The sequence below is a fragment of the Arthrobacter sp. NPDC058192 genome (assembly GCF_042883665.1).
Classification (GTDB): domain Bacteria; phylum Actinomycetota; class Actinomycetes; order Actinomycetales; family Micrococcaceae; genus Arthrobacter.
This window is the reverse complement of sequence record NZ_JBHVVJ010000004.1, coordinates 210,552-230,424: the sequence shown is the minus strand read 5'-3', so window position 1 is coordinate 230,424 and position 19,873 is coordinate 210,552. Positions and strand designations below refer to the sequence as shown.

Genomic DNA, 19,873 nt, shown 5'->3' with positions numbered 1-19,873 from the left:
TGTCACTGAACTGCCTCCTGTGAAGGGTGGTGTGGTCTCTTGATGACGGGCAGGCGGCGCGCCCATAACCTGATGCCCTGCCAGCGGATCTGCGCCGCGACGCGCAGCGGCGCAAGTGGTACGGCGAGCGCCGCGGACAGGATGTTCCGCGCGGTCGCGTCCCGGCGGACGCCGTCCAGGGTGGCGATGAAGGGCTGGTGTCCCTCCCGTTCCAGGACGATCGCTACGGCAAGGCGGTCGCCGGGTTCGGGGAGTTTCATGCGATACTGGCCGTCGACGTCGTTGAACGGCGAGACGTAAAACTCCTTCGGCACGCTCGCCCGGCCTGCACTGTCCGTTTCGAGGAGGTAGCAGTGCCGCTGCCCGTAGGTGTTGTGGACCTCGGCGATGACGCAGCGCAGGTCCCCTGCGGCGTCGTGGCACCAGAAGACGCTCAGCGGGTTGAAGACATGCCCGAACACCCGGGCACTGGCAAGCATCGTGATGCGTCCGCCGTCGAGCCCGATCCCCTGGATGTCAAGGTAGCGTTCCACGTTGCCGCGCAGGGTGCCGTCCGGGTCGCCGAGGTGGTCCTCCACCCGGAAGCCGGCCAGCGGCCGGAGCAGGCGCGGCAGCTGCGGGAGGCGGTCGACGTCGACATACCAGCTGTAGCTGCGGTAGGTGAAGGCGTTGCGCAGCGGGGTGCGCCGCACATGGGAGATCGACGTGCGGTAGATGGCCGCGGGGACAAGGGCTGGGGCGCTCATGGAGCCTCCACTGCGGCGGACTGGAGATTCTGGGCGCCGGAAATGGACGCAGGGCCGCCGGTGGCGGTGAGCCGGTCCCAGTCGCGGCCCAGCCGGGCGGCGGCTTTGAGACCGGACAGGGCGCCGTCCTCGTGGAATCCCCAGCCGTGGTAGGCGCCGGCGAAGGCCAGCCGCCCGTCGCCGAGCCCGAGGATCCGTTCCTGCGCCTCCAGCGACTCCGGCGTGTACTGGGGATGTTCGTAGACCATCCGGTCCAGGACCGTGGCGTCGTCGATCAGGTCGGATTCGCCGAGGCTGACGATGTACCGGCCGCCGTCCACGGGCGCCAGCCGCTGCAGCCGGGTCATGTCGTAGCTGACCAGCACCTTGTCCGGGCGCGCATCGCAGGAGGGCAGCCGGTAGTTCCAGGAGGCCTGGGCGTTGGGGCTGGCCGGCAGCACGGCGGGGTCGCGGTGGAAGAGCGTGCGGTTGACCGAGTACGGCATGCCGCCCAGGGCGTCCTTTTCGGCGGGCGAGGCATCGGCCAGCAGGCGCAAGGCCTGCTCCGGATGGGTGGCGATCACGACGGCGTCGAAGGTCTCCGTGCGCGTCCCGGCGCCCTGTGCGGATGCGGCCTGCGCGGAAGTGCCCTGGGCGGACGTGCCCTGGGCGGACGTGACATCGACGCCGTCGGCGTGCCGGTGCACCGCGGTGACGGGGCTGGCGAGCCGGATGTCCGGCAGGGTCCCGGCGACCTTGTCGACGTAGGTGCGTGAGCCGCCGGTGACCGTGCGCCATTGCGGCGAGCCTTTGACTCCGAGCAGCCCGTGGTGGCCCAGGAACGTGAACAGGTAGCGGGCGGGATAGGCCAGCGCGGTGGTGGGGTCGCAGGACCAAACGGCACTGACCACGGGCGTCATGAAGTGCGAGATAAAGTAAGTGCTGAACCTTTCCCGGGCCAGGAACTCCCCCAGGGTGAGTTCCTGGCCCGCGCCTGCCGCAGCCGTATCCGGCGCCGGTTTTGCTCCCGGTTCCGCCAGCAGGGCGCGGGCCCGGCGGTGGAACCGGGTGACTTCCAGCAGCATCCTCAGGTAGCGGCCGCGCAGCAAGGTGGAGGGCCGGGGAATGATGCCGCTCGCGTGGGGCCGGGCGCCGGCGTATTCCAGGCCGCAGCCGTCGCAGCGGACGGACATGCTCATTTCCGAGTCCTGGGTTTCAACACCCAGTTGCGCGAACAGGCGCAGCAACGTGGGGTAGGTCCGTTCGTTGTGGACGATGAAGCCGGTGTCCACGCCCAGAGTCGGGCCGCCGTCCTGTGGAACGTCGTGGGTATGGGCGTGGCCGCCGAGCCGGGAGTCCGCCTCGAAGAGGGTCACCCGGTCCTGCCGGTTCAGCACATATGCGGCGGTCAAACCCGCCACGCCGCTGCCGATGACGGCCACCCGGCGGCCCGCCGGAATCCTTGCTGCTTGCGACACTTATCTGCTCCTGTTATCTCGCCCAAAACTTGCCTCGCCCAAAATGTCTTATGGGCGATTCGAAGCCGCCGGGCCGCCGGATGAGTAAGACTTCGGCGTGTTTCAGATCGGCTGCTTGGGCAGCCGCTTGGGCACCCCTGGGGATCCGTGAGGGATCTGCGCCGGCGGGTATGCCAGAATGAAGCGGGATTTCCGGTCCTGCCTCCAGGGACCAGCTACCAGGCGAAGGGCAGCCCTTGATCAACCCCGTTCATCTGCGGACCCTCGTGGAAGTCATCCGGCTCGGATCGTTTGCCGCCGCCGCGGCGCGTCTGGGCTACACGGCCTCGGCCGTCTCCCAGCAAATGTCGGCGCTGGAACGGGACACCGGCGTCACCCTGTTCCAGCGGTCGGCCCGCAGCATCCAGCCGACGGAAGCCGCCGTCGTCATGACGCGGCACGCGGCCAAGGTGCTCACGGACATTGAGGCGCTCATGGCGGCCGCTTCACGGGCGGAGGACAGCACCAGCCAGGAGCTGCGGCTGGGCATTTTCCCGAGCCTGGCCACCTATGTGCTGCCGCCGATCCTGCAGAACCCGGCGTGGAAGAAGCTCGGAATTGACCTTCGGGTGTCCGTCGCGGAGCCGGCCCAGACCATCATGGGCCTGCGGACCGGCGGCGAACTCGATGTTGCGCTGGTGTATCAGGTGGGGCAGTCCGGCCTCGCCTGGCCGCACACCGTGGACCGGCAGTGGATCGGTGACGACAACTTCCGGGTGGTGCTGCCGGCGGCTTGGGGTATCCGTACGGATTCCAGGATCGCCGCGACGCATCTGTCCGACATGCCCTGGATCATGCACCACCCCGGCACGTCCGACGCCACGGTGATCGAACGGCTCTTTGCCAGCTGCAACTTGCACCCGCGCGTGGTGGCCTACAGCGACGATTTCCACGCCAGCCTGGAGATGGCGGCCGCCGGGCTCGGCGCCGCCCTGGTCCCCGAGCTCGCGCTGCTGCACCGGCCGGCCGGCGTGGTGGTACTCGATGTCCCGGAGATCCGGCTGGCCCGGAATGTCTTTGCCCTGCTGATCAACGAGAAGCAGACGGCCCAGGTCCAGCTCTTCGTGGAGCTGTTGGCCGAGACGATGCACCGGCTTGGAACCGTGCCGAAGGACTGAGCCGGAAAGGCCGGGGCACAGGTACGGCGGCGGGGTTCCCATGCGGAGTCCGATCGATAAGGATGGTTCCCATGAGCACACCAACGTATTCGGCTTCCCGTCCCGTCGCCTCTGACAGCAGGGAGGTCATCGACGCCGCCGTCCGCGCGGCCACTGAGGAACTCCGCGAAACGCTCCACAGGCACGGGATCGACGTCAGTTTTGACGAAATCGCCCAGCTGGGCCACACGGAATCCTGGGACGATGAAGGACAACGGTGGGTCAACGTCGACTGGGAGGGCGCGGAGGCAGGCTAGCGCCCAAACCGCGGACGCCGGCATATCCGGCGGCCCCGCGCCGGGGCGGCGAAGTCGGAGAAAACCTTGTCAACGCTGGAATGGTCCGGTTATCAGGACTATGTTGAAGATATGAACAAGGTAGCGAGCAAGCACTTCGGGGAAGTCGAGCTCAACCACGGAAGAGACCACAATCTCACCGCCACGCATCAACTGGGGGGCCAGACCGTGGAGCTTGACCTCAATGTCAACGCGCATGACCATTTCGACGAAGCGGCCATGCACAAGGTTGACTACCGGTTGCGCTTCCTGCCTGAACTCGTGGACCAGGTCCGCGAAATGATCGCCGAGGAACTGGAGCAGGAAGGCACCAGCCCGCAGGAATACCGGCACTTCCACTGCAATGCGATCAAGAACGAACACCTCAAGAACGTCTTCGGCGTCGAGGACAAGAGCCAGCTCACCGACGAGGTCTTCCTCAAGGCCCTCAAGCTGGGCCACGTGGGCATTTACCCCGGCCAGCCCGAACGCTACTTTGTCCTGGACTTCACGCTGGGCCAGCACTTCACCGACGAGGTCCTGGTCGCCTGCGCGGATGAGGACGGCGTCGTCGACGACGAAATCCTCTGGGAGTCCTAACACCCCATCGGCTGCAATCGGTGAGTAAGAACGTGCGACGGCGGCCGGTCACCTGAGGTGACCAGCCGCCGTCGTTCGCTTGAGCCCTGCGGGCTCACTCATTCACGCAGGGGTTACTTGGCTTCCTGCAGCAGCCCGGCGCGGACCGTCTTGGTGGCCGCGACCAGGTTGCGCAGGGACTCTTCGGTCTCGGCATAGCCTCGGGTCTTCAGGCCGCAGTCCGGGTTGACCCAGAGCTGGCGGGACGGGACGTGCTTGACCGCGGTGCTGAGCAGCTCGGTAACTTCCTGCTCACCCGGGACGCGCGGCGAGTGGATGTCGTACACGCCCGGGCCGACGCCGCGGCCGAAGCCGTGGGACTCGAGGTCGTGCACAACCTCCATGCGGGAGCGGGCGGCCTCAATCGAGGTCACGTCGGCGTCCAGGCCGTCGATCGCGTCGATGATCACGCCGAACTCGGAGTAGCACAGGTGGGTGTGGATCTGCGTGGCGTCGGCCGCACCGGCGGTGGCCAGGCGGAAGGAGTTGACGGACCAGTCCAGGTACGCGGGCTGGTCGGCCTTGCGCAGCGGAAGGAGCTCGCGCAGGGCGGGCTCGTCAACCTGGATGATCTTGATGCCGGCAGCTTCAAGGTCGGCGATCTCGTCGCGCAGCGCCAGGCCCACCTGGTTGGCCGTCTCGCCGAGCGGCTGGTCATCGCGGACGAAGGACCAGGCCAGGATGGTGACCGGACCGGTGAGCATTCCCTTCATGGGCTTGTTGGTCAGGGACTGGGCGTACTTGGCCCATTCCACCGTGATGGGCGCGCTGCGGGTGACGTCGCCCCAGAGGATCGACGGGCGGGTGCAGCGGGAGCCGTAGGACTGGACCCAGCCGTGGACCGTGACGTCGAAGCCTTCCAAGTTCTCTGCGAAATACTGGACCATGTCGTTGCGCTCGGGCTCGCCGTGCACCAGGACGTCGTAGCCGAGCTCTTCCTGGAGCTCCACAACGCGCTTGATCTCGTCCTTCATGAGCTGCGCGTACTGCTCGTTGGTCAGGTCGCCCTTGTTGTTGCGGGCGCGGGCCGAACGGATTTCGGCGGTCTGCGGGAAGGAGCCGATGGTGGTGGTGGGCAGCGGCGGCAGGTGCAGCGCTGCTTCCTGGGCGGCTTCACGGACCCGGTACTCGGAGCGGTTGAAGTCTGCCGGGGTCAGGGCCTCGGTGCGGGCGCGGACCTCGGCGCGGCGGACACCCTCGGCTTCAGCGCGGGAAGCGATGACGCGGGTGGCCTCGTCGATGGCCGGCTGAACTGCCGCGGCGTCGGTCAGCAGCCCGGCGAGGGTGACAACCTCGACGGCCTTCTGGTCGGCGAAAGCCAGCCAGCTGCGCAGCTGCTCGGACAGCTGGACTTCCTCGTCGACGTCGTGCGGGACGTGCTGGGTGGAGGTGGAGGTGCTGATGGCGAGCGTCGCGACGGACTTCTGCAGTTCGGCGATCTTCCTCGCGGAGTCCGCGAGGTCGTTGCGCCAGATGTTGTGGCCGTCCACGACGCCGGCGACGAGGGTCTTGTTGCCCAGCGCGGCCAGGGCCGCGGCGGAGGGAACCGCGCCCTTGAAGACGTCCAGGTGCAGGGCCTCGACGCCGGTGGCGGCCAGGGTGCCGAGCAGTCCATCGAGCGCACCGTACGGGGTGGAGACAAACAGCTGCGGGCGTCGGGCAGCACCGGAGAGGACTTCGTAGGAGCGGGCGACGGCGGCCTGGATCTCCTGCACGGAGGTTTCCTGGTCCACGACGAGGGCGGGCTCGTCGAGCTGGACCCAGCCGGCACCGGCGGCGGCCAGCTTCTCCAGCAGTGCGGTGTAGACGGGGAGAAGGTCCTCGAGGCGGGACAGCGGGCTGAAGCCGGCCGGGGCGTCGTCGGAGGCCTTGCTCAGCAGGAGGAACGTGACCGGACCGACGATGTACGGGCGGGTCTGCACACCGTTGGCCAGGGCGTACTCGAATTCCTCAACGATGCGGTTGGAGGTCAGCGCGAAATTGGTCTCCGGGCCGATTTCCGGCACGAGGTAGTGGTAGTTGGTGTCAAACCACTTGGTCATTTCCAGCGGCTGCTGGTCCTTGTTGCCGCGGGCGAGGGTGAAGTAGCCATCGATGTCCAGCCGGCCCTCGGCGTTCAGGAGGTTGCCGAAGCGGGCGGGCACGGCGCCGACGTGGGCTGCGGCGTCGAGCACCTGATCGTAGTAGGAGAAGGTGCCGGGCACGGCGGCGGCCTCGGTCAGGCCCAGGCCCTGGAGGCGCTTGGCGGTGCCGAGCTGGATCTCCTTGGCGGCAGCGTCCAGGGCGGCGGCGTCGATCTTGCCCGCCCAGTAGGCCTCGACGGCCTTCTTGAGTTCACGGCGGCGGCCGATGCGCGGGTAGCCCAGGATCGAGGCGGACGGGAAGGCGCTGCTGCTGGAGGAAGTGAGCTGTTCAGTCATGGGAAGTCCTTGAAGTTGTCGTTGACAGAAGACGAAGTGAGGTGGTGGTCAGCTGGCGAGCTGGCCGGCGGCGGCGTGCCGAGGGGCTTCGCTGCGCGCGCCGCTGTTCCGGTTGCCGCTGTGTTGGTTGCCGCTGTGTCTATTGCCGTTTCGCGGGCGGGGCAGGGCGAGTTTGTCCAGCACGTCCAGGGCAGCGGCGTGCTCGTTGAAGGTGTAGAGGTGGAGGCCGGGGGCGCCGGCGTCCAGGGCGGCGTTGGCCAGGTCGACGGTGGCGCTGACGCCGATCCGGGTGCGTTCGGCGTCGGTGTCGGCGGCCGCGAGGCGTTCGATGAGTTCCGGCTGCGGTTCCACCCCGGTCAGTTCGCCGAGGCGGGCCAGCCGGCGGAGGCTGGTCAGGGGCATGACGCCGGGAATGATCGGGATGGTCACCCCTGCCCGGCGTGCCCGGGCCAGGAGGTCGGCGTACTGTTCGGTGTGGAAGAAGACCTGGGTGATGGCGAAGTCGGCGCCCGATCGCTGCTTGGCCAGCAGGACCTCGACGTCGTGCGCCTCACTCGGCGATTCCGGGTGCCGGGTCGGGTAGGCGGCGACGCCCACCGCGACCTTTCCGGCACACAACAGGGCCGACCGGCGCTGCTCCACGCGGCGGATAAGTTCGATCAGGTCCTGTGCATACCGCAGCGAGCCTTCCGGCGGCGCGCTGCCGTCTTTGGGCTGGTCGCCGCGCAGGGCCAGGATGCCGCGCACCCCGACGTCGAGCAGCTCGCCGATGATCTCCGCCAGTTCCTGCGGTGAGTTCCCGACGCAGGTCAGGTGGGCCAGGGGCCGGAGCGTGGTTTCCTGCACGAGCCGGTTGATGAGCTCGATGGCGGTGCCGTGGTTGGATCCGCTGGAGCCGTAGGTCACGGAGACGTAGTCGGGGTCCGTGGCTTCAAGTTCCCCGATGGTGGTCCAGAGTGATTCGGCGGCCGCTGGCGACCGCGGCGGGAACAGCTCGTAGGACAGCGCAACGGGAGCCGCGCCGGCAAGGTTGGGATGGGTGTCGATAAGGCTTGGTGGTGACATTTGCGTCCTTGGCTGTGAACACACTGACGTCAATAAACCGGAAATCCGAACGAGGCGTCAATGAATTGAGTTTGGGGAACACGGAGGGAACTTCATCAGGGCGCAGCCGCGACTGTTACGCCTGATCCGAAGTTGTCCGTGAGCAAATGTCAGGCCCACATGGGGGCACCCACACCCTCCTAGACCGCCCTGGGGACGGCCTTCAGCGGAGGATCGCTGACACGTTACTGAGGTAACTTGTCTAAGACTCTAAGGCTCTTCCTCCGGGCCCTTCAAGTCTGCCTCCAAATTAAGACGCATCTTTACGGCTTTTTTCGGGGGTGGGCAGAATTATGTTCGCCGAAGGCGCCATTTTCGTTGGGAGGGGCCGTTTTCGTGCAGGGATCCGGGGCGGACTGCCGCGGGCCCTCCCCCTTACGTCTGCTCAGGACTATTCTGTTGCCATGATTCAGCTTCCAACCAGTTACCAGGAGTACCTCGCCGGCAAGAGCGAAAGTTTCATCAACGCCATCCGGCCGGTCCTCATGCAGTCTGCTGCCGACCAGGTGCACGGGGTCCGGGTGGTCTTCCATCCGCACGACCACCAGGCCCACCTGGACGACAGCATTCCTTATGGGACTGTGGTGGAGGATATCGACTAACGGCGCGCCACCCGTTTTGGGGGCTAGCCCGCCATCGGGCTAGCCGTCCAGCAAAAGCCGCTGGGAGCGCGGAGCCAGGGTGTGCTCCAGCACCAGGCTCGCCGCCCCGATAGCACCGACGTCCTCACCGACGCCGGTGCCGACGACGTCGATCGGATGGATCTGCCGGGTGGCGCTGTTCTCGCGGACAATGCCGGGAACAAGTTCCAGGTACCGTCCCGACAGGCCGCTCCAGAACGGGCCGCCGAAGACGACGCGGTCCACGTCGAGGGCGTTCAGTATGACCGAAACGGCGCGGGCCACCAGCACGGCCGAGCGGTCGAGGATCCCGGTGGCGCGGTCGTCGCCGTCGTAGGCGAGGGCGCAGAGTTTGTTGAAGCTGTCCTGGACCGCGGGGCCGTTGGTGTCCTGGTGCGAACCGTCGAGCACTCCCGCTTCCACGGCCTGCGCGACGAGGACCTGGGGGATGCAAGTGGACTTCACGCAGCCATTAAGGCCACAGTCGCACGGTGCGCCGTCCGGGTCCACCACGATATGCCCAATTTCTCCGGCGTTTCCGGACGTGCCGCGCACCACCTCGTCATTGAGCACGATGCCGCAGCCGATGCCGGTGCCCATGTACATGAAGATGAAACTGCCGGCGCCGCTCGGGCCGCCTGCCCAGGTTTCAGCCACGGCTGCGCTGGTGACGTCCTTGTCCACCAGGACGGAGAGGCCGGTGGCGCGGGCCAGGGCGTCGCGCAGCGGGACGCGGTCCCAGCCGGGCAGCAGTGGCGGGTCCACCACGGTGCCTGCCTCGAGGTCGATGGGGCCCGGCGACGCGACGCCAATCCCGGCGATCCGGGCCGGGTCTACCCCTGAGTCGGCGATCAGCCGCTTGATTTCCGCGGCGATGGTGTCGATGACAGCGCCGGGGTCCGCACCGGAGGGCGTCATGGTGCTCGTGTGCTTGACCACCGCGCCCACGAGGTCCAGGACGACGAAGGTGGTCACGGCGGGGTCCAGGTGGACGCCGACGGCATACATGCCGGAGGCATTGAGGCGCAGCATGGTCCGCGGCTTGCCCGGACCGGTGCCTTCCTTGCCCGCCTCAACAATCAGGTTCTGGTCCAGCAGGCGGCGCGAAATGTTGGAAATCGTCTGCGGGGATAGCCCGACGATCTGGGCCAGTTCCACCCGGCTGAGGCCGCCCGGTGCCCGCCTGATGGCATCAAGAATGACGGTGAGGTTGAAGTCGCCCATCCTGGGCAGGTTGGTCCCTCGCTTTGGCGAGGGTTGCCGGATCTCGGTCACTGCTACCTCTAAACGTCTTCGGCCACGCACAGCTGATCTCAGAATGTTACGTTACGCGCAAGCTGGTTCACACACACCCAGCTTCACGCCGGGCCGGAACCGGTCCGCAGGTGCCGGGTGCTGGCGGTCACCGTGAATTTCGGGTTCCTGCCGACTTCGCGGGTGGGTCCGATCAGTCGCTCCAGTGCGGGCCGGTAGTGCAGGTGGCTGTTGAAAACCGTCCAGAGCTCCCCGCCGGGGGCCAGGACCCGGCCGGCTGCTTCGAACAACTTGATTCCCGCCCCGGCATGGACGGCGGCCTCCAGGTGGAAGGGCGGGTTGAGCAGGATCAGGTCCGCACTCCCCTCGGGAAGCGTGCTCATGGCGTCGTCCTGCAGGACGGTGATCTGCCCGGTGAGCCCGTTGGCCTGTGCCGTGGCGAGGGCGGAGTCGACGGCGGACGCCGACCGGTCCGTGGCGGTGACCCGGGCGCCAGGGTTGTTGCGCGCGTACATGGCGGCCAGGATTCCGGTGCCGCAGCCCAAGTCGACGGCGCGGGCGGCGTGGGGCATGTGCGGCAGGAACTCCAGCAGGAACCGGGTCCCGATGTCCAGCCCGGTGCCGGCGAAAACGGCGCCCCGGGCGCAGACCGCCAGGCCGAGGTCCTCGTTGAACTCCGTGACAGGGAACGGTGGCGTCGAGGCGACCGGATTCGGGTACCGGGCCAGCAGGAGCCGTGACTTCTGCCGGGCGAGCTGGGGCTGGACGTCGTTGAAATATCGCGCCAGGACGGCGTTCATGCCAAGGCTCATATGTTTGATCCGTCCGCCGGCCAGCAGCACGACGTCGGGCGCCGCGTACCGGGCCACGGCGTCGGCGATTTCCTCCAGCTCGGCGAGGGACCGGGGCAACTGCAGCAGTACCAGGCGTGCGCCCTTCAGGAGGGCGGCGCCCAAGGGGAGCTGTTCAAAGCCGGCATCGATGGCCAGGGCTTCGGCGTTGAGACGCAGCGCCCGCTCCCCCGTCACCAGGTCCTGGTGGACCCGGACGGCGGACGCCCCACGTGTCAGGGCACCCAGCGTCAGCGCCCCGTACCGGTCCCCCACTACCGCGAGCCCTCCGGGCTGGAGCAAGCCGGCCGAGTGCGCCTCAAGCGCGGTGTCCAGCAGGAGTTTGTCGGTGGCGTCCCAGGCCTGGAGGTTGGCGGCCTCAACGTCCGGGAACCGTCTCAGCCGGGCAAAGAGTGATTCGAAGTTGGTGTCCGCCACGCGCGTTGTGCCGCCGTTTCTTCTCAGGCTTCGGTAATGAGCAGGGCGTGCAGGCCTGTGAGGCGGGTTTGTCCGTCCCCGGGTGCTGCACGCAACGCTTTACGTTATCCCGAACCGGCCAACTGTGTGGCGATTCCCGCAAGTGACGATTTCCCGCGGCGGCGTTGAATCACGTGACTTTAGTGCCGGCCACCGCGGACCAGGTGATCCGTCCTCCCTGATAGTTCTGAGCGACGCTGCCGCCGCCGATGGGGAACTCGTTGCTGGTGGGGTAACCGAGCCGTCCCTTTTCATAGCCCTGAGCTGCCCACGCGGTCCGTATGGCTCCCCAGGTAGCGAACGCTCCTACTCCCGGGGCGTAGTGGATAGTGCCGCCCTGGAATTTCTGGTAGCAGCCGCCGTTGCGCAGCCCGCAGTTTTCCTTGCCGACCGGGTAGCCGAGTTTGCCGTGTTCGTAGCCCACCGTGCCCCACGCGGTCCGTATGCCTCCCCAAGTGGCAAACGCCCCGACGCCCGGGGCGTAGTGGATGGTGCCGCCCTGGAATCCCTGGTAGCAGCCGCCGTCGCGCAAGCCGCAGATTTCCTTGCTGACCGGGTACCCCAGTTTGCCACGTTCGTAGCCCACGGCTTTCCACGCGGTCCGGATGCCTCCCCAGGTGGCGAAGGCCCCGACGCCCGGGGCGTAGTGAATAGTGCCGCCCTGGAATCTCTGATAGCAGCCACCGTTGACCAGCCCGCAGTTCTCCTTGCCGGTGGGATAGCCGAGTTTGCCGTTCTCGGTGCCCACCGCACGCCACGCGGTCCGGATGCCTCCCCAGGTGGCGAACGCCCCGACACCCGGGGCGTAGTGAATAGCGCCGGCCTGGAATCTCTGATAGCAGCCATTTTTTACCAGGCCGCAAATGATTGCTGATGTCGACGCTCCGAGAGCAGGTTTCGCGGCCGCCGCTGCCTTGATCTCGGTGGTGGCCGCCGGCGGGACGGTCCCGCCTCCGCCGCCCCCACCAGCGCCCGGGAGCTTCCCCGGTACCGGTCCGGGAGTTCCGGAGTTGCTGTTGACGATCACATCGTCGACGTAGATGTCGCCCATCTGCTGGTCGTGTTCAGCCCCGAGCTGTACTTTGTCGAACCGGGTCGCACTGATGTTAACCGTTTGGGCAAACACGGACTTGTTGTCCCACCAGATCTGCACGCCGGTGGCCGCGCCTTTGGGGACGACGTGCATCACCAGATGATGCCAGGTGCCCAATGCAACAGTTGGCACCAAGCTGGTGTAGACGAACCCCTGCGGGCCCGTCGTCCGGAGCATCAGTGCATGGGTGCCGTTGTCCCGGAAGACGTCGGCATACCTGATGCCGTTGGAGAAGAACCGGAAGTACGGAACGTTGTTCCCCGCCACACCCTCCTTGGTGATATCGAACCAGCCGTCCGCGTAGGCCTCCTTCATTCCCGATGCCAGCCCGACGGACATGTTGGCGATTGAGCCATTGTCCTGGGTTGCATGCAGGTGTGCCGCGCAGCCCGGAGAGTGAACAAAGTCCGAGGAGACCGACACGGTCCCGTTGACCGCGGTGAACGGGACGAACGGCGACAGGGCGCCCGATTCGAAATTCGTGGCAGCCGCCGTCGTCCCGGGATAGGGATCGGCGGGTGCGGGGGTGCCCGCTGAGCAGGCCGCGGGGGCTGCTACGGCCGGCCCGCCGGCGAAAGCGATGGAACCCGCCAGCGGTATGCCGAGCGCAATTGCCAGAAACAGTCGAAAAAGTCTTCTCATTGATCTGCCCTCCCGTGTCCTGATCTGTTGTTCAACTCCCGGGATGCAGGCGGCGCAGTCCCCAACGCTGAAAGGGGTGGGCTACGCTGCTCCCGACCGCAACCCCGGGCCCGCACCACGGGAGGGCGTGCCCACCGATGTCCTCACACCACATCATCGGTCGGGTGCGCCGCCACGAGGGTGCGGCTGTAATCAAGGGATGGTCTGTTGGCACATTTGAGAGACCCGCTTCCGACAGCCAAGCTGCACAAGGCAACTGATAATGACCCCGACCCTAAAGGCACGGACTCCACGGCGCACGAGTAGCCAATACTCGTTTTCTGGCATCAGCCACGTGGATGGCACTTGCGACCGCAGAATGACTAGGTGATTCGCATCGACAAGGTGCCACGTTTAAGCACCACGCAGGCGTCGAAAGCATTCACCTCGTACAGCAGGTAGCTCAACTCGATACGGGAGGCTCCAGATGCAAGGGTGGCCGGCAGGAAATGCGAGGCGTTGACGATGTACGGCGACGCCGACCAATTGAGGACGCCAAGCTCCACGGCGAAAACGCCGATGGTCCCGTCGGCGATCTGAAGTGATTCGCCGACGCTCCCGGTGCCGGTACCCACACCCCAGTAGACGCAAAGGCCAAGATTAGCCTCGGAGTAGGGCCATGGATCGGGGTTCATGATCCCAAAATCCAGGTGAAAGGTCGATCCCCGGACGGCAGGGCCCCAGCCGATCTGCGTCAGAAAAGGCGAATGTTCGCCGGCGCGTGTCAGTTCGCGAATCAAATCGTCGCGGCTGATCGTGACAGACCGGAACCCCCCACTTTCGTAGCCACGCTCTCTGGCTCTTGCCTCTTCGAGTATGCGGTCGGCCTGACGGCTGATGGTTCGAGTGGATCGCGCAAGGGGGCGACGTTTGCGCAGGCGCATCACACACCTACCCCACGACGCCATTGTCGGCTGGCGTCCCAAGTCATGGAGGAGTCCGAATCTTGGCCCGTACCGTCGCCACTCGGCAAACCAATCACCGCCCCATCCCGGCGGGGACTAACGCGCCCCCTGTTGAAGTGGATCCTCCACAGAAAGCGTTACTGGAGCGTTATTTGCGTCCTGCAGCCCGTGACCAGAAGCAGCCGTAGCCCGGTCTCGCGTTTTGTCCCGGTCCGAAATCATGCACAATACAGCCGGCGGCACTCATCCTTCAGACGTGAGCGGCGAGCCGCCCTTAGCATGCGCGCCGTCGAACCGGCGCGGCTCACGCGTCGGTCACGTACGAACCGGCCAGCAGGGTGACGACTCCCGCGACGGCGGAGCGGCCGGCGCGGTTGGCGCCGATGGTGGACGACGACGGCCCGTAGCCCACCAGGTGCACCCGTGGTTCCGCAGCGACCCGCGTACCGTCCATCGCGATGCCGCCGCCCGGTCCGCGCAAGTGCAGCGGGGCGAGGTGCTCGAGCTCGGCCCGGAACCCTGTCGCCCAGAGGATCACCCCCGCGGCCAGGAAGCTGCCGTCGGCCATCCGGACGCCGTCGGGCTCGATCGCAGTGAACATGGGGTGCCGGTCAAGGACGCCGCGCGCTGCCGCGGCACGGAGGGCCGGCGTCCAGATCAGTCCCGTGGCAGACACGACACTTTGCGGCGGGAGGCCCTGGCGCACGCGCTGCTCCACGAGGGCAACGGCGTCGTGGCCGGCCTGCCGATCGAAGGGGGCGTCGCGCCAGACCGGTTCCCTGCGGGTGAACCACGTGGTGCTTGTGACCAAGGAGATCTCATCCAGGAGCCCAACGGCCGAGATCCCGCCGCCGACCACAATCACATGCCGGCCGCGAAATTCCTCGGCGGATGCGTAGTCGGCCACGTGCAGCTGCCGGCCCCGGAAGCTCGCTTGACCCGGATAAATGGGCCAGAACGGCCGGGTCCACGTGCCGGTGGCATTGATGACGGCGCGGGCGGACCACTGCCCGCGGGAGGTTCTGATGTTCAGCCGCCCGTCGGGGTGGCCGTCCTCGCGGCGCACCGACTGCACTTTCACAGGCCTCTCGATCGCGAGCCCGAGGTCGTGTTCATACCCGCCGAAATAGCGGGTGAGGAAACTGGAGCTGGCCTCGGCAGGATCCACGGCGGGCTGCGGGCGGCCGGGAAGGTCGCTGATGCCGTTCACGGTGGCCATGAGAAGGCTCTTCCAGCGGTGCCGCCAGGCCCCGCCGGGCCCGGCCTCGGCGTCGAGCACGATGTAGGTCCCGGCGGCCGGCCCATCCGGACCGGACCGCCGGCGCGGGCCGGTGGCCGCTGGAACGAACCCGCGGCGCTGAAGGTGGTAGGCCGCCGACAGTCCGGCCTGGCCCGCGCCGATCACGACGACGTCGGCCGTGCGCACCGCCTCTTGGGAAATGGTCCGGCCTCCGCTCAGAACGGGTTCAACAGCCGGTCCACGAACTGCCGGGTGCGTTCCTCCCGCGGGTCGCGCAGGACGATATCCGGGTGGCCGCGTTCGACCACCACGCCGCCGTCCATGAAGATGACTTCGTCAGCCACCTGGCGGGCGAACGCGAGCTCGTGGGTGACCACCACCATGGTCCAGCCCTCGTCCGCCAGCTCCTTGATGACGGTCAGGACCTCGCCCACCAGCTCCGGGTCCAGCGCCGAGGTGGGCTCGTCAAAGAGCAACAACTGCGGGCGCAGGGCGAGGGCGCGGACAATGCCCACACGCTGCTGCTGCCCGCCGGAGAGCTCGAAGGGGTAGCTGTTCTCCTTGCCGGCCAGCCCAACGCGCCCCAGCAGATCCCGGGCTTCCTGGACCGCCTCGGCCTTGGCCCGCTTCTGCACCTGGACCGGGCCTTCGATCACGTTCTCCAGAACGGTCTTGTGCGGGAAGAGATTGTAGTGCTGGAACACCATGGCGCTGCGGTCCCGCAGACCGTTCACCTGCTTCTTCGCCAGCGGCGTGGAAAAATCAACGGTCAGTTGCCCCGCGAATTCCGCGACGCCGGCGTCGGGCACTTCAAGTCCGTTGAGGCACCGCAGGACAGTCGTCTTGCCTGATCCGGAGGGCCCGATCAGCGTCACGACCTCTCCGCGGCGGACGTCCAGATCAATGGATTTCAGCACTTCATGCTGGCCGAACGCCTTGCGGAGCCCCCGGACCGTCAGGAGGGCGGCCTCCGGGAGAGCAGTGTCCGGCACCGGGGAATCAGTGGGCGACATAGCGGTCCAATCTCTTCTCCAGGGCGGACTGGCCGCCGGCGAGGATGAGGCAGATGACCCAGTAGATAACTGCCGCCTCCAGATACAGCAGCATGAACTCCTGGCTGAATGCCGCGATCTGCTGGGCCTGGCGGAACAGTTCGGTGACCAGGATCAGGGACGCCAGCGAGGTGTCCTTGACCAGGCTGATGAACGTGTTGGACAGCGGCGGGACTGAGACCCGGGCGGCCTGGGGCAGGATGATCCGCACCAGAGTCTGCCGCCGCGACATCCCGATGGTGTGGCCGGCCTCCCACTGCCCCTTGGGGACGGACAAGATGGCGGCGCGGATGACCTCGGCGGCGTAGCCTCCCACGTTCAGGGAGAAGGCAATGATGGCGCTGGGCCAAGGGCTGATGGTGATTCCGACGGACGGAAGCCCGTAGAAGATGACGAACAACTGCACCAGGAGCGGGGTGCCTCGGATGATCGAGATATACGTCCGCGCGACGGCGGAGATCACACGACTGCGGCTCAGCCGCATGAGGGCCACCAACAGGGCCAGGATGAGGCCCAGGCCGAAGGATGCCAGCGCCAAGGGAATAGTGCCGAAGATCGCCCCCGACAAGAGCGGGCCCAGCGAGCTCCACACGAGTTCCCAGTTGATAGTCATCCCCGGACGCAGCGTTCCCCAGCGGCTCCCACCGTGCTACTTCGAGACGTCGGCGTCAAAGTACTTCTTCGAAATCTTGGTCAGCGTGCCATCCGCGGCCAGGTCGGCGAGGGCCTTATCGATTGCGTCGGTCAGGCTGGTGGATCCCTTGCGCAGGGCGACGGCGCTGAGCGACTTGTCGGTGGTCTCGGCGGCGACCTTGATGCTGCTGTCGTGGTTAGTCTTCTGGGAGTCGAGGTAGGTCAGCTTGTCGTTGATGGTGGCGTCGACGCGGCCCTGCTTCAGCAGTGTGATTGCCTGCGCCCACCCCTCCACGTTCTCAATGTTGGCGCCGCTCTGCTGCGCCACCTTGTACCAGTTGCTCGTCAGCGACTGCGCCGCGGTCTTGCCCTTCAGGTCATCGAAGGATTTGATGCTGTTGTCGTCCGCCTTGGTGACGATCACGCCCGTGCTCACGGTGTACGGCGTGGAGAAGTCGTACTTTGCCTTGCGTTCATCCGTGATGGATATCTGGTTCGCGACGACGTCGAACCGCTTAGCGTCCAGGCCGGCGAAGATGGCGTCGAACTGGGTTTCCTGGAAGGCGGGCTTCACCCCCAGCTTGTCGGCGACGGCGGTGATGATCTCCACGTCATAGCCGGTGAGTTCACCGCTGCCGTTCGCATGGAAGCTGAACGGCTTGTAGGTGCCTTCCGTGCCGACCTTGAGCACACCGGCGCTCTTAACGTCACTCAGGGAGGTGTCCGCACCGGCCGCCGGAGCCGAGCTGGACGGACCGGTGGACGCCGAGCCGCAACCCGTCAGGGCGAGTCCTGCCGCCGCAATAAGTCCAATAACTGAAAGTCCGGTGCGCTTCATGATGGCCCTTCGTCGTGGGGCCGCGACGGCCCCTCAGCTCAGCCGCAGAGCGGCCCTCTCCTAGCGACGATAGCAAGTTCCGGGCCATGGGTACTAAACCACAGGCACAAATGAGCGGGTACAAAAAAGGGAACCACCGTCTCCGGTGGTTCCCTCCTGTTGGTGGAGCTGAGGGGACTCGAACCCCTGACCCCCTGCATGCCATGCAGGTGCGCTACCAGCTGCGCCACAGCCCCATCATTTGCTTGGGAGTTAGGTCCTCCGTGAAGCAACCTGAATAGCCTAAACCACAATCGCCGGTTCCGCCAATCGGCGCGCCGGCGCGGGCATCGCAAGGGTTCCCTCCCAGCGGGGGCGCAATGGCGGGTACGGGACGAAGAATCCCGGGGATAAAAAAATCCGCCGGAATCTTGCGATTCCGGCGGATTGTCGGTGGAGCTGAGGGGACTCGAACCCCTGACCCCCTGCATGCCATGCAGGTGCGCTACCAGCTGCGCCACAGCCCCGAATTTTCGCTGCTCCGGCCACGCCTGAGGCGTTAGGCAATCCAGGATTTTCATCCGGATTTCTCCGAAGCAACTCAAATATCTTAGACCAGCCTTTCGGAAAATTCCAAATCGGGCATATTCGCCCGGCTGGCCGCTCCGGTCCGCCGGGTTGCTACTCCGTCTCGGTGTTGGCGGCGGCCTTGGCGGAGGCGTCATCGCCGAGCTGGAGATCGACGACGGGGCAGTCCTTCCAGAGGCGCTCAAGGGCGTAGAAAACGCGGTCTTCCTCGTGCTGGACGTGGATCACGACGTCGGAGTAGTCCAGCAGCACCCACCGTCCGCCGGAGCGGCCTTCACGCCGGACCGGCTTCTGGTCAAACTTCGCGAGCTCGTCCTCGATGCCGTCTACGATCGCGTTGACCTGGCGTTCGCTCGGGGCTGAGGCGATCAGGAACACGTCCGCCAGGGCCAGCCGTTCGCTGACGTCCAGGGCCACGATGTCCTCGGCAAGCTTCTCCGAGGCAGCGCGGGCTGCGTGGCGGGCGGTAGTGATGGATGAATCGGTTGCAGTCACGGGACTCCTTGTGGTGATAAAGCTCTGAAGTGATGGAAATTCTGTAGTGGTGGAAACCTCCAGCGATGAGAAATCCGCGGTTGGAAGATTCCGTACCGGAAGCGGCTCTTGCCTGGAAGCCTCTCCGTTCCTGGCAACAAACGGGAACGACCGCGGGCTAGCGGGCCAGCCCGGTAACGATCAGTGTGATGCCGGCGAAGAGGGCAACGACCCCCAGGACCAGGACGCCCAGCTGGAGCATGCGCAGGCGCCGCGCCCTGCCCAAGCCGGCAGTGGCGGCGTCCAGGGGATCCAGGCCGTAGGCTGCATTCGCGGCGACGGGTGCCGCGGCCGCGAACTGCTCCTCCCCCTCCCCCGCGGTGAGCGGCACTGAGCCCGCCCGCCGCGCCTTTCCGGCCTTGGCAACTGCTTCCGCGCGGGCCAGGACACCGGCCCGGCCGGCCTCCGGACCTGCGGCCGTTTGCCGGGACAGACCAGGGCGCCGGAGGCCGGGTTTGCGGGGTGACTCGACCCGGGGACCCGGGTTGGTGGCAACCGGAACATGCAACGTGGCAGGGCGCTTCATGACGGGCCGCTCCACGCCGGGAACCTTCTCAAATTCCAAGGGTGTAACCATGGCCAGGTTGTCGGCCGTGGCGGGGTCGTTGCGCGGGGCCGCGGGCTGGTTCGTTTGTTCCGCCAGTTTCTGCTTGGCGGCGGCACGGCGGTTCAGTACCGCGGCGCGCTCGGCGAAAGCGATCTGCTCGGCGAGGACGGCCGGATCAACGGCGTCGGGATCCGTGGCCGCGATGTGCTCCATCTTGGCCATCTGGTTCCGGGCCTGCTCCGCGAGGAGCTCCCGCGCGGCCAGCGCCTGCTCGACCGTCATGCCTTCGGGCGTCTTCCCGCCGGATCCGACGCCGTCCTTCTGCGGGGCATCCTTCGGCGCCGCGGCACCGGAACCGCTGCGGGGCGCGTCCTTCTGCGCGGCGTCCTTCCCGGCCGGTGAAACCACGGGCGTGGCCCGGGTCCGCGGGTTGGCCGGGACAATGGTGTTTGCCTGGGTGGCGGGCGCGGTTTCGGTTGCCAGTTGCAAAAGCCGCAGCTGGCGCCGCGTGGGCGGGCCTCCCTGCGCCAGGTGGCCTTCCTTCTCGGCCAGTTCCTTGATGGTCCGCAGGGCGGCACGGTCCCGGGCACGCACCTGCGAGGACCGCTCCGCACCACGCACAGAGTCCACGGGAGCGTCCGCTACCCGACGGCGACCGGTGATTTCGGCCTCGGTCGGCTCTTCCGGTCGCCCAGTGTCCAGGCGTTCATCTCTGGCCTGCCGTAACTCGCGGCGGCTGCGGATGGGAGGCTGTTCCTGACTCAT

At 66.7% G+C, this 19,873-nt stretch carries 18 protein-coding genes and 2 tRNA genes; 4 read left to right on the top strand and 16 right to left on the bottom strand.

Going from position 1 to position 19,873, the window contains the following annotated elements; translation table 11 throughout:
- Positions 1-2: 2 nt before the first annotated feature.
- Complete coding sequence (locus ACFVVK_RS06140; RefSeq protein WP_390264855.1) at positions 3-746, bottom strand: DUF1365 domain-containing protein; 744 nt, start codon at positions 744-746, stop codon at positions 3-5.
- Positions 743-2,203, bottom strand: a complete 1,461-nt coding sequence (locus ACFVVK_RS06135) for an NAD(P)/FAD-dependent oxidoreductase (RefSeq protein WP_390264853.1) — start codon at positions 2,201-2,203, stop codon at positions 743-745. Before ACFVVK_RS06135 ends, ACFVVK_RS06140 begins: the two co-directional genes overlap by 4 nt.
- Positions 2,204-2,439: 236 nt before the next feature.
- Here ACFVVK_RS06135 and ACFVVK_RS06130 point away from each other — a divergent pair, with 236 nt between their 5' ends.
- The 3 genes from ACFVVK_RS06130 (at position 2,440) to ACFVVK_RS06120 (ending at position 4,274) form a co-directional block, all read left to right on the top strand.
- Positions 2,440-3,360, top strand: coding sequence for a LysR family transcriptional regulator (locus ACFVVK_RS06130; protein WP_390264850.1), 921 nt, complete (start codon positions 2,440-2,442; stop codon positions 3,358-3,360).
- 71 nt (positions 3,361-3,431) lie between these two features.
- Complete coding sequence (locus ACFVVK_RS06125) at positions 3,432-3,656, top strand: hypothetical protein (protein ID WP_390264848.1); 225 nt, start codon at positions 3,432-3,434, stop codon at positions 3,654-3,656.
- A 111-nt stretch (positions 3,657-3,767) separates the two neighbouring features.
- The gene (locus tag ACFVVK_RS06120) at positions 3,768-4,274 is read left to right on the top strand and encodes a DUF2004 domain-containing protein (RefSeq protein ID WP_390264845.1); all 507 of its coding nucleotides are present in this window, start codon (positions 3,768-3,770) and stop codon (positions 4,272-4,274) included.
- 113 nt (positions 4,275-4,387) lie between these two features.
- Here ACFVVK_RS06120 and metE read toward each other — a convergent pair whose 3' ends face one another.
- Both metE and ACFVVK_RS06110 read right to left on the bottom strand, forming a co-directional pair.
- Positions 4,388-6,733, bottom strand: a complete 2,346-nt coding sequence (gene metE / locus ACFVVK_RS06115; protein ID WP_390264842.1) for a 5-methyltetrahydropteroyltriglutamate--homocysteine S-methyltransferase — start codon at positions 6,731-6,733, stop codon at positions 4,388-4,390.
- Between the two features lie 48 nt (positions 6,734-6,781).
- Complete coding sequence (locus ACFVVK_RS06110; RefSeq protein ID WP_390264840.1) at positions 6,782-7,798, bottom strand: methylenetetrahydrofolate reductase; 1,017 nt, start codon at positions 7,796-7,798, stop codon at positions 6,782-6,784.
- Positions 7,799-8,241: 443 nt separating this feature from the next.
- Between ACFVVK_RS06110 and ACFVVK_RS06105 the strand changes: the two genes are divergently transcribed.
- Positions 8,242-8,439 carry a hypothetical protein gene (locus ACFVVK_RS06105; protein WP_390264837.1) on the top strand — a complete coding sequence of 66 codons (198 nt, stop codon included), beginning with the start codon at positions 8,242-8,244 and terminating at the stop codon, positions 8,437-8,439.
- 39 nt (positions 8,440-8,478) lie between these two features.
- On the opposite strand, the gene ACFVVK_RS06100 is transcribed toward ACFVVK_RS06105, so the two are convergent.
- The 12 genes from ACFVVK_RS06100 to ACFVVK_RS06045 form a co-directional block, all read right to left on the bottom strand.
- Positions 8,479-9,681: an ROK family transcriptional regulator gene (locus ACFVVK_RS06100; RefSeq protein ID WP_390264834.1), complete on the bottom strand. Its 1,203-nt coding sequence runs from the start codon at positions 9,679-9,681 to the stop codon at positions 8,479-8,481.
- Between the two features lie 134 nt (positions 9,682-9,815).
- Positions 9,816-10,979, bottom strand: a complete 1,164-nt coding sequence (locus ACFVVK_RS06095; RefSeq protein WP_390264831.1) for a class I SAM-dependent methyltransferase — start codon at positions 10,977-10,979, stop codon at positions 9,816-9,818.
- Between the two features lie 169 nt (positions 10,980-11,148).
- Complete coding sequence (locus ACFVVK_RS06090) at positions 11,149-12,753, bottom strand: LGFP repeat-containing protein (RefSeq protein ID WP_390264829.1); 1,605 nt, start codon at positions 12,751-12,753, stop codon at positions 11,149-11,151.
- 362 nt (positions 12,754-13,115) lie between these two features.
- Positions 13,116-13,427, bottom strand: a complete 312-nt coding sequence (locus tag ACFVVK_RS06085) for a hypothetical protein (RefSeq protein ID WP_390264826.1) — start codon at positions 13,425-13,427, stop codon at positions 13,116-13,118.
- 574 nt (positions 13,428-14,001) lie between these two features.
- Positions 14,002-15,123, bottom strand: coding sequence for an NAD(P)-binding domain-containing protein (locus tag ACFVVK_RS06080; protein ID WP_390264823.1), 1,122 nt, complete (start codon positions 15,121-15,123; stop codon positions 14,002-14,004).
- Positions 15,124-15,152: 29 nt separating this feature from the next.
- Positions 15,153-15,950, bottom strand: a complete 798-nt coding sequence (locus ACFVVK_RS06075; protein ID WP_390264820.1) for an amino acid ABC transporter ATP-binding protein — start codon at positions 15,948-15,950, stop codon at positions 15,153-15,155.
- A complete protein-coding gene (locus tag ACFVVK_RS06070; protein ID WP_390264817.1) occupies positions 15,937-16,602 on the bottom strand; it encodes an amino acid ABC transporter permease in 666 nt (221 codons plus the stop codon). The genes ACFVVK_RS06075 and ACFVVK_RS06070 overlap by 14 nt, the downstream gene beginning before the upstream one ends.
- A 36-nt stretch (positions 16,603-16,638) precedes the next feature.
- Positions 16,639-17,460 carry a transporter substrate-binding domain-containing protein gene (locus tag ACFVVK_RS06065; protein ID WP_390264815.1) on the bottom strand — a complete coding sequence of 274 codons (822 nt, stop codon included), beginning with the start codon at positions 17,458-17,460 and terminating at the stop codon, positions 16,639-16,641.
- A gap of 160 nt (positions 17,461-17,620) precedes the next feature.
- Positions 17,621-17,696: transfer RNA gene (locus tag ACFVVK_RS06060), tRNA-Ala, on the bottom strand.
- 197 nt (positions 17,697-17,893) lie between these two features.
- Positions 17,894-17,966: transfer RNA gene (locus ACFVVK_RS06055), tRNA-Ala, on the bottom strand.
- A gap of 154 nt (positions 17,967-18,120) precedes the next feature.
- Complete coding sequence (gene rsfS / locus ACFVVK_RS06050; RefSeq protein WP_390264812.1) at positions 18,121-18,522, bottom strand: ribosome silencing factor; 402 nt, start codon at positions 18,520-18,522, stop codon at positions 18,121-18,123.
- A gap of 157 nt (positions 18,523-18,679) precedes the next feature.
- The gene (locus tag ACFVVK_RS06045) at positions 18,680-19,873 is read right to left on the bottom strand and encodes a hypothetical protein (RefSeq protein WP_390264809.1); all 1,194 of its coding nucleotides are present in this window, start codon (positions 19,871-19,873) and stop codon (positions 18,680-18,682) included.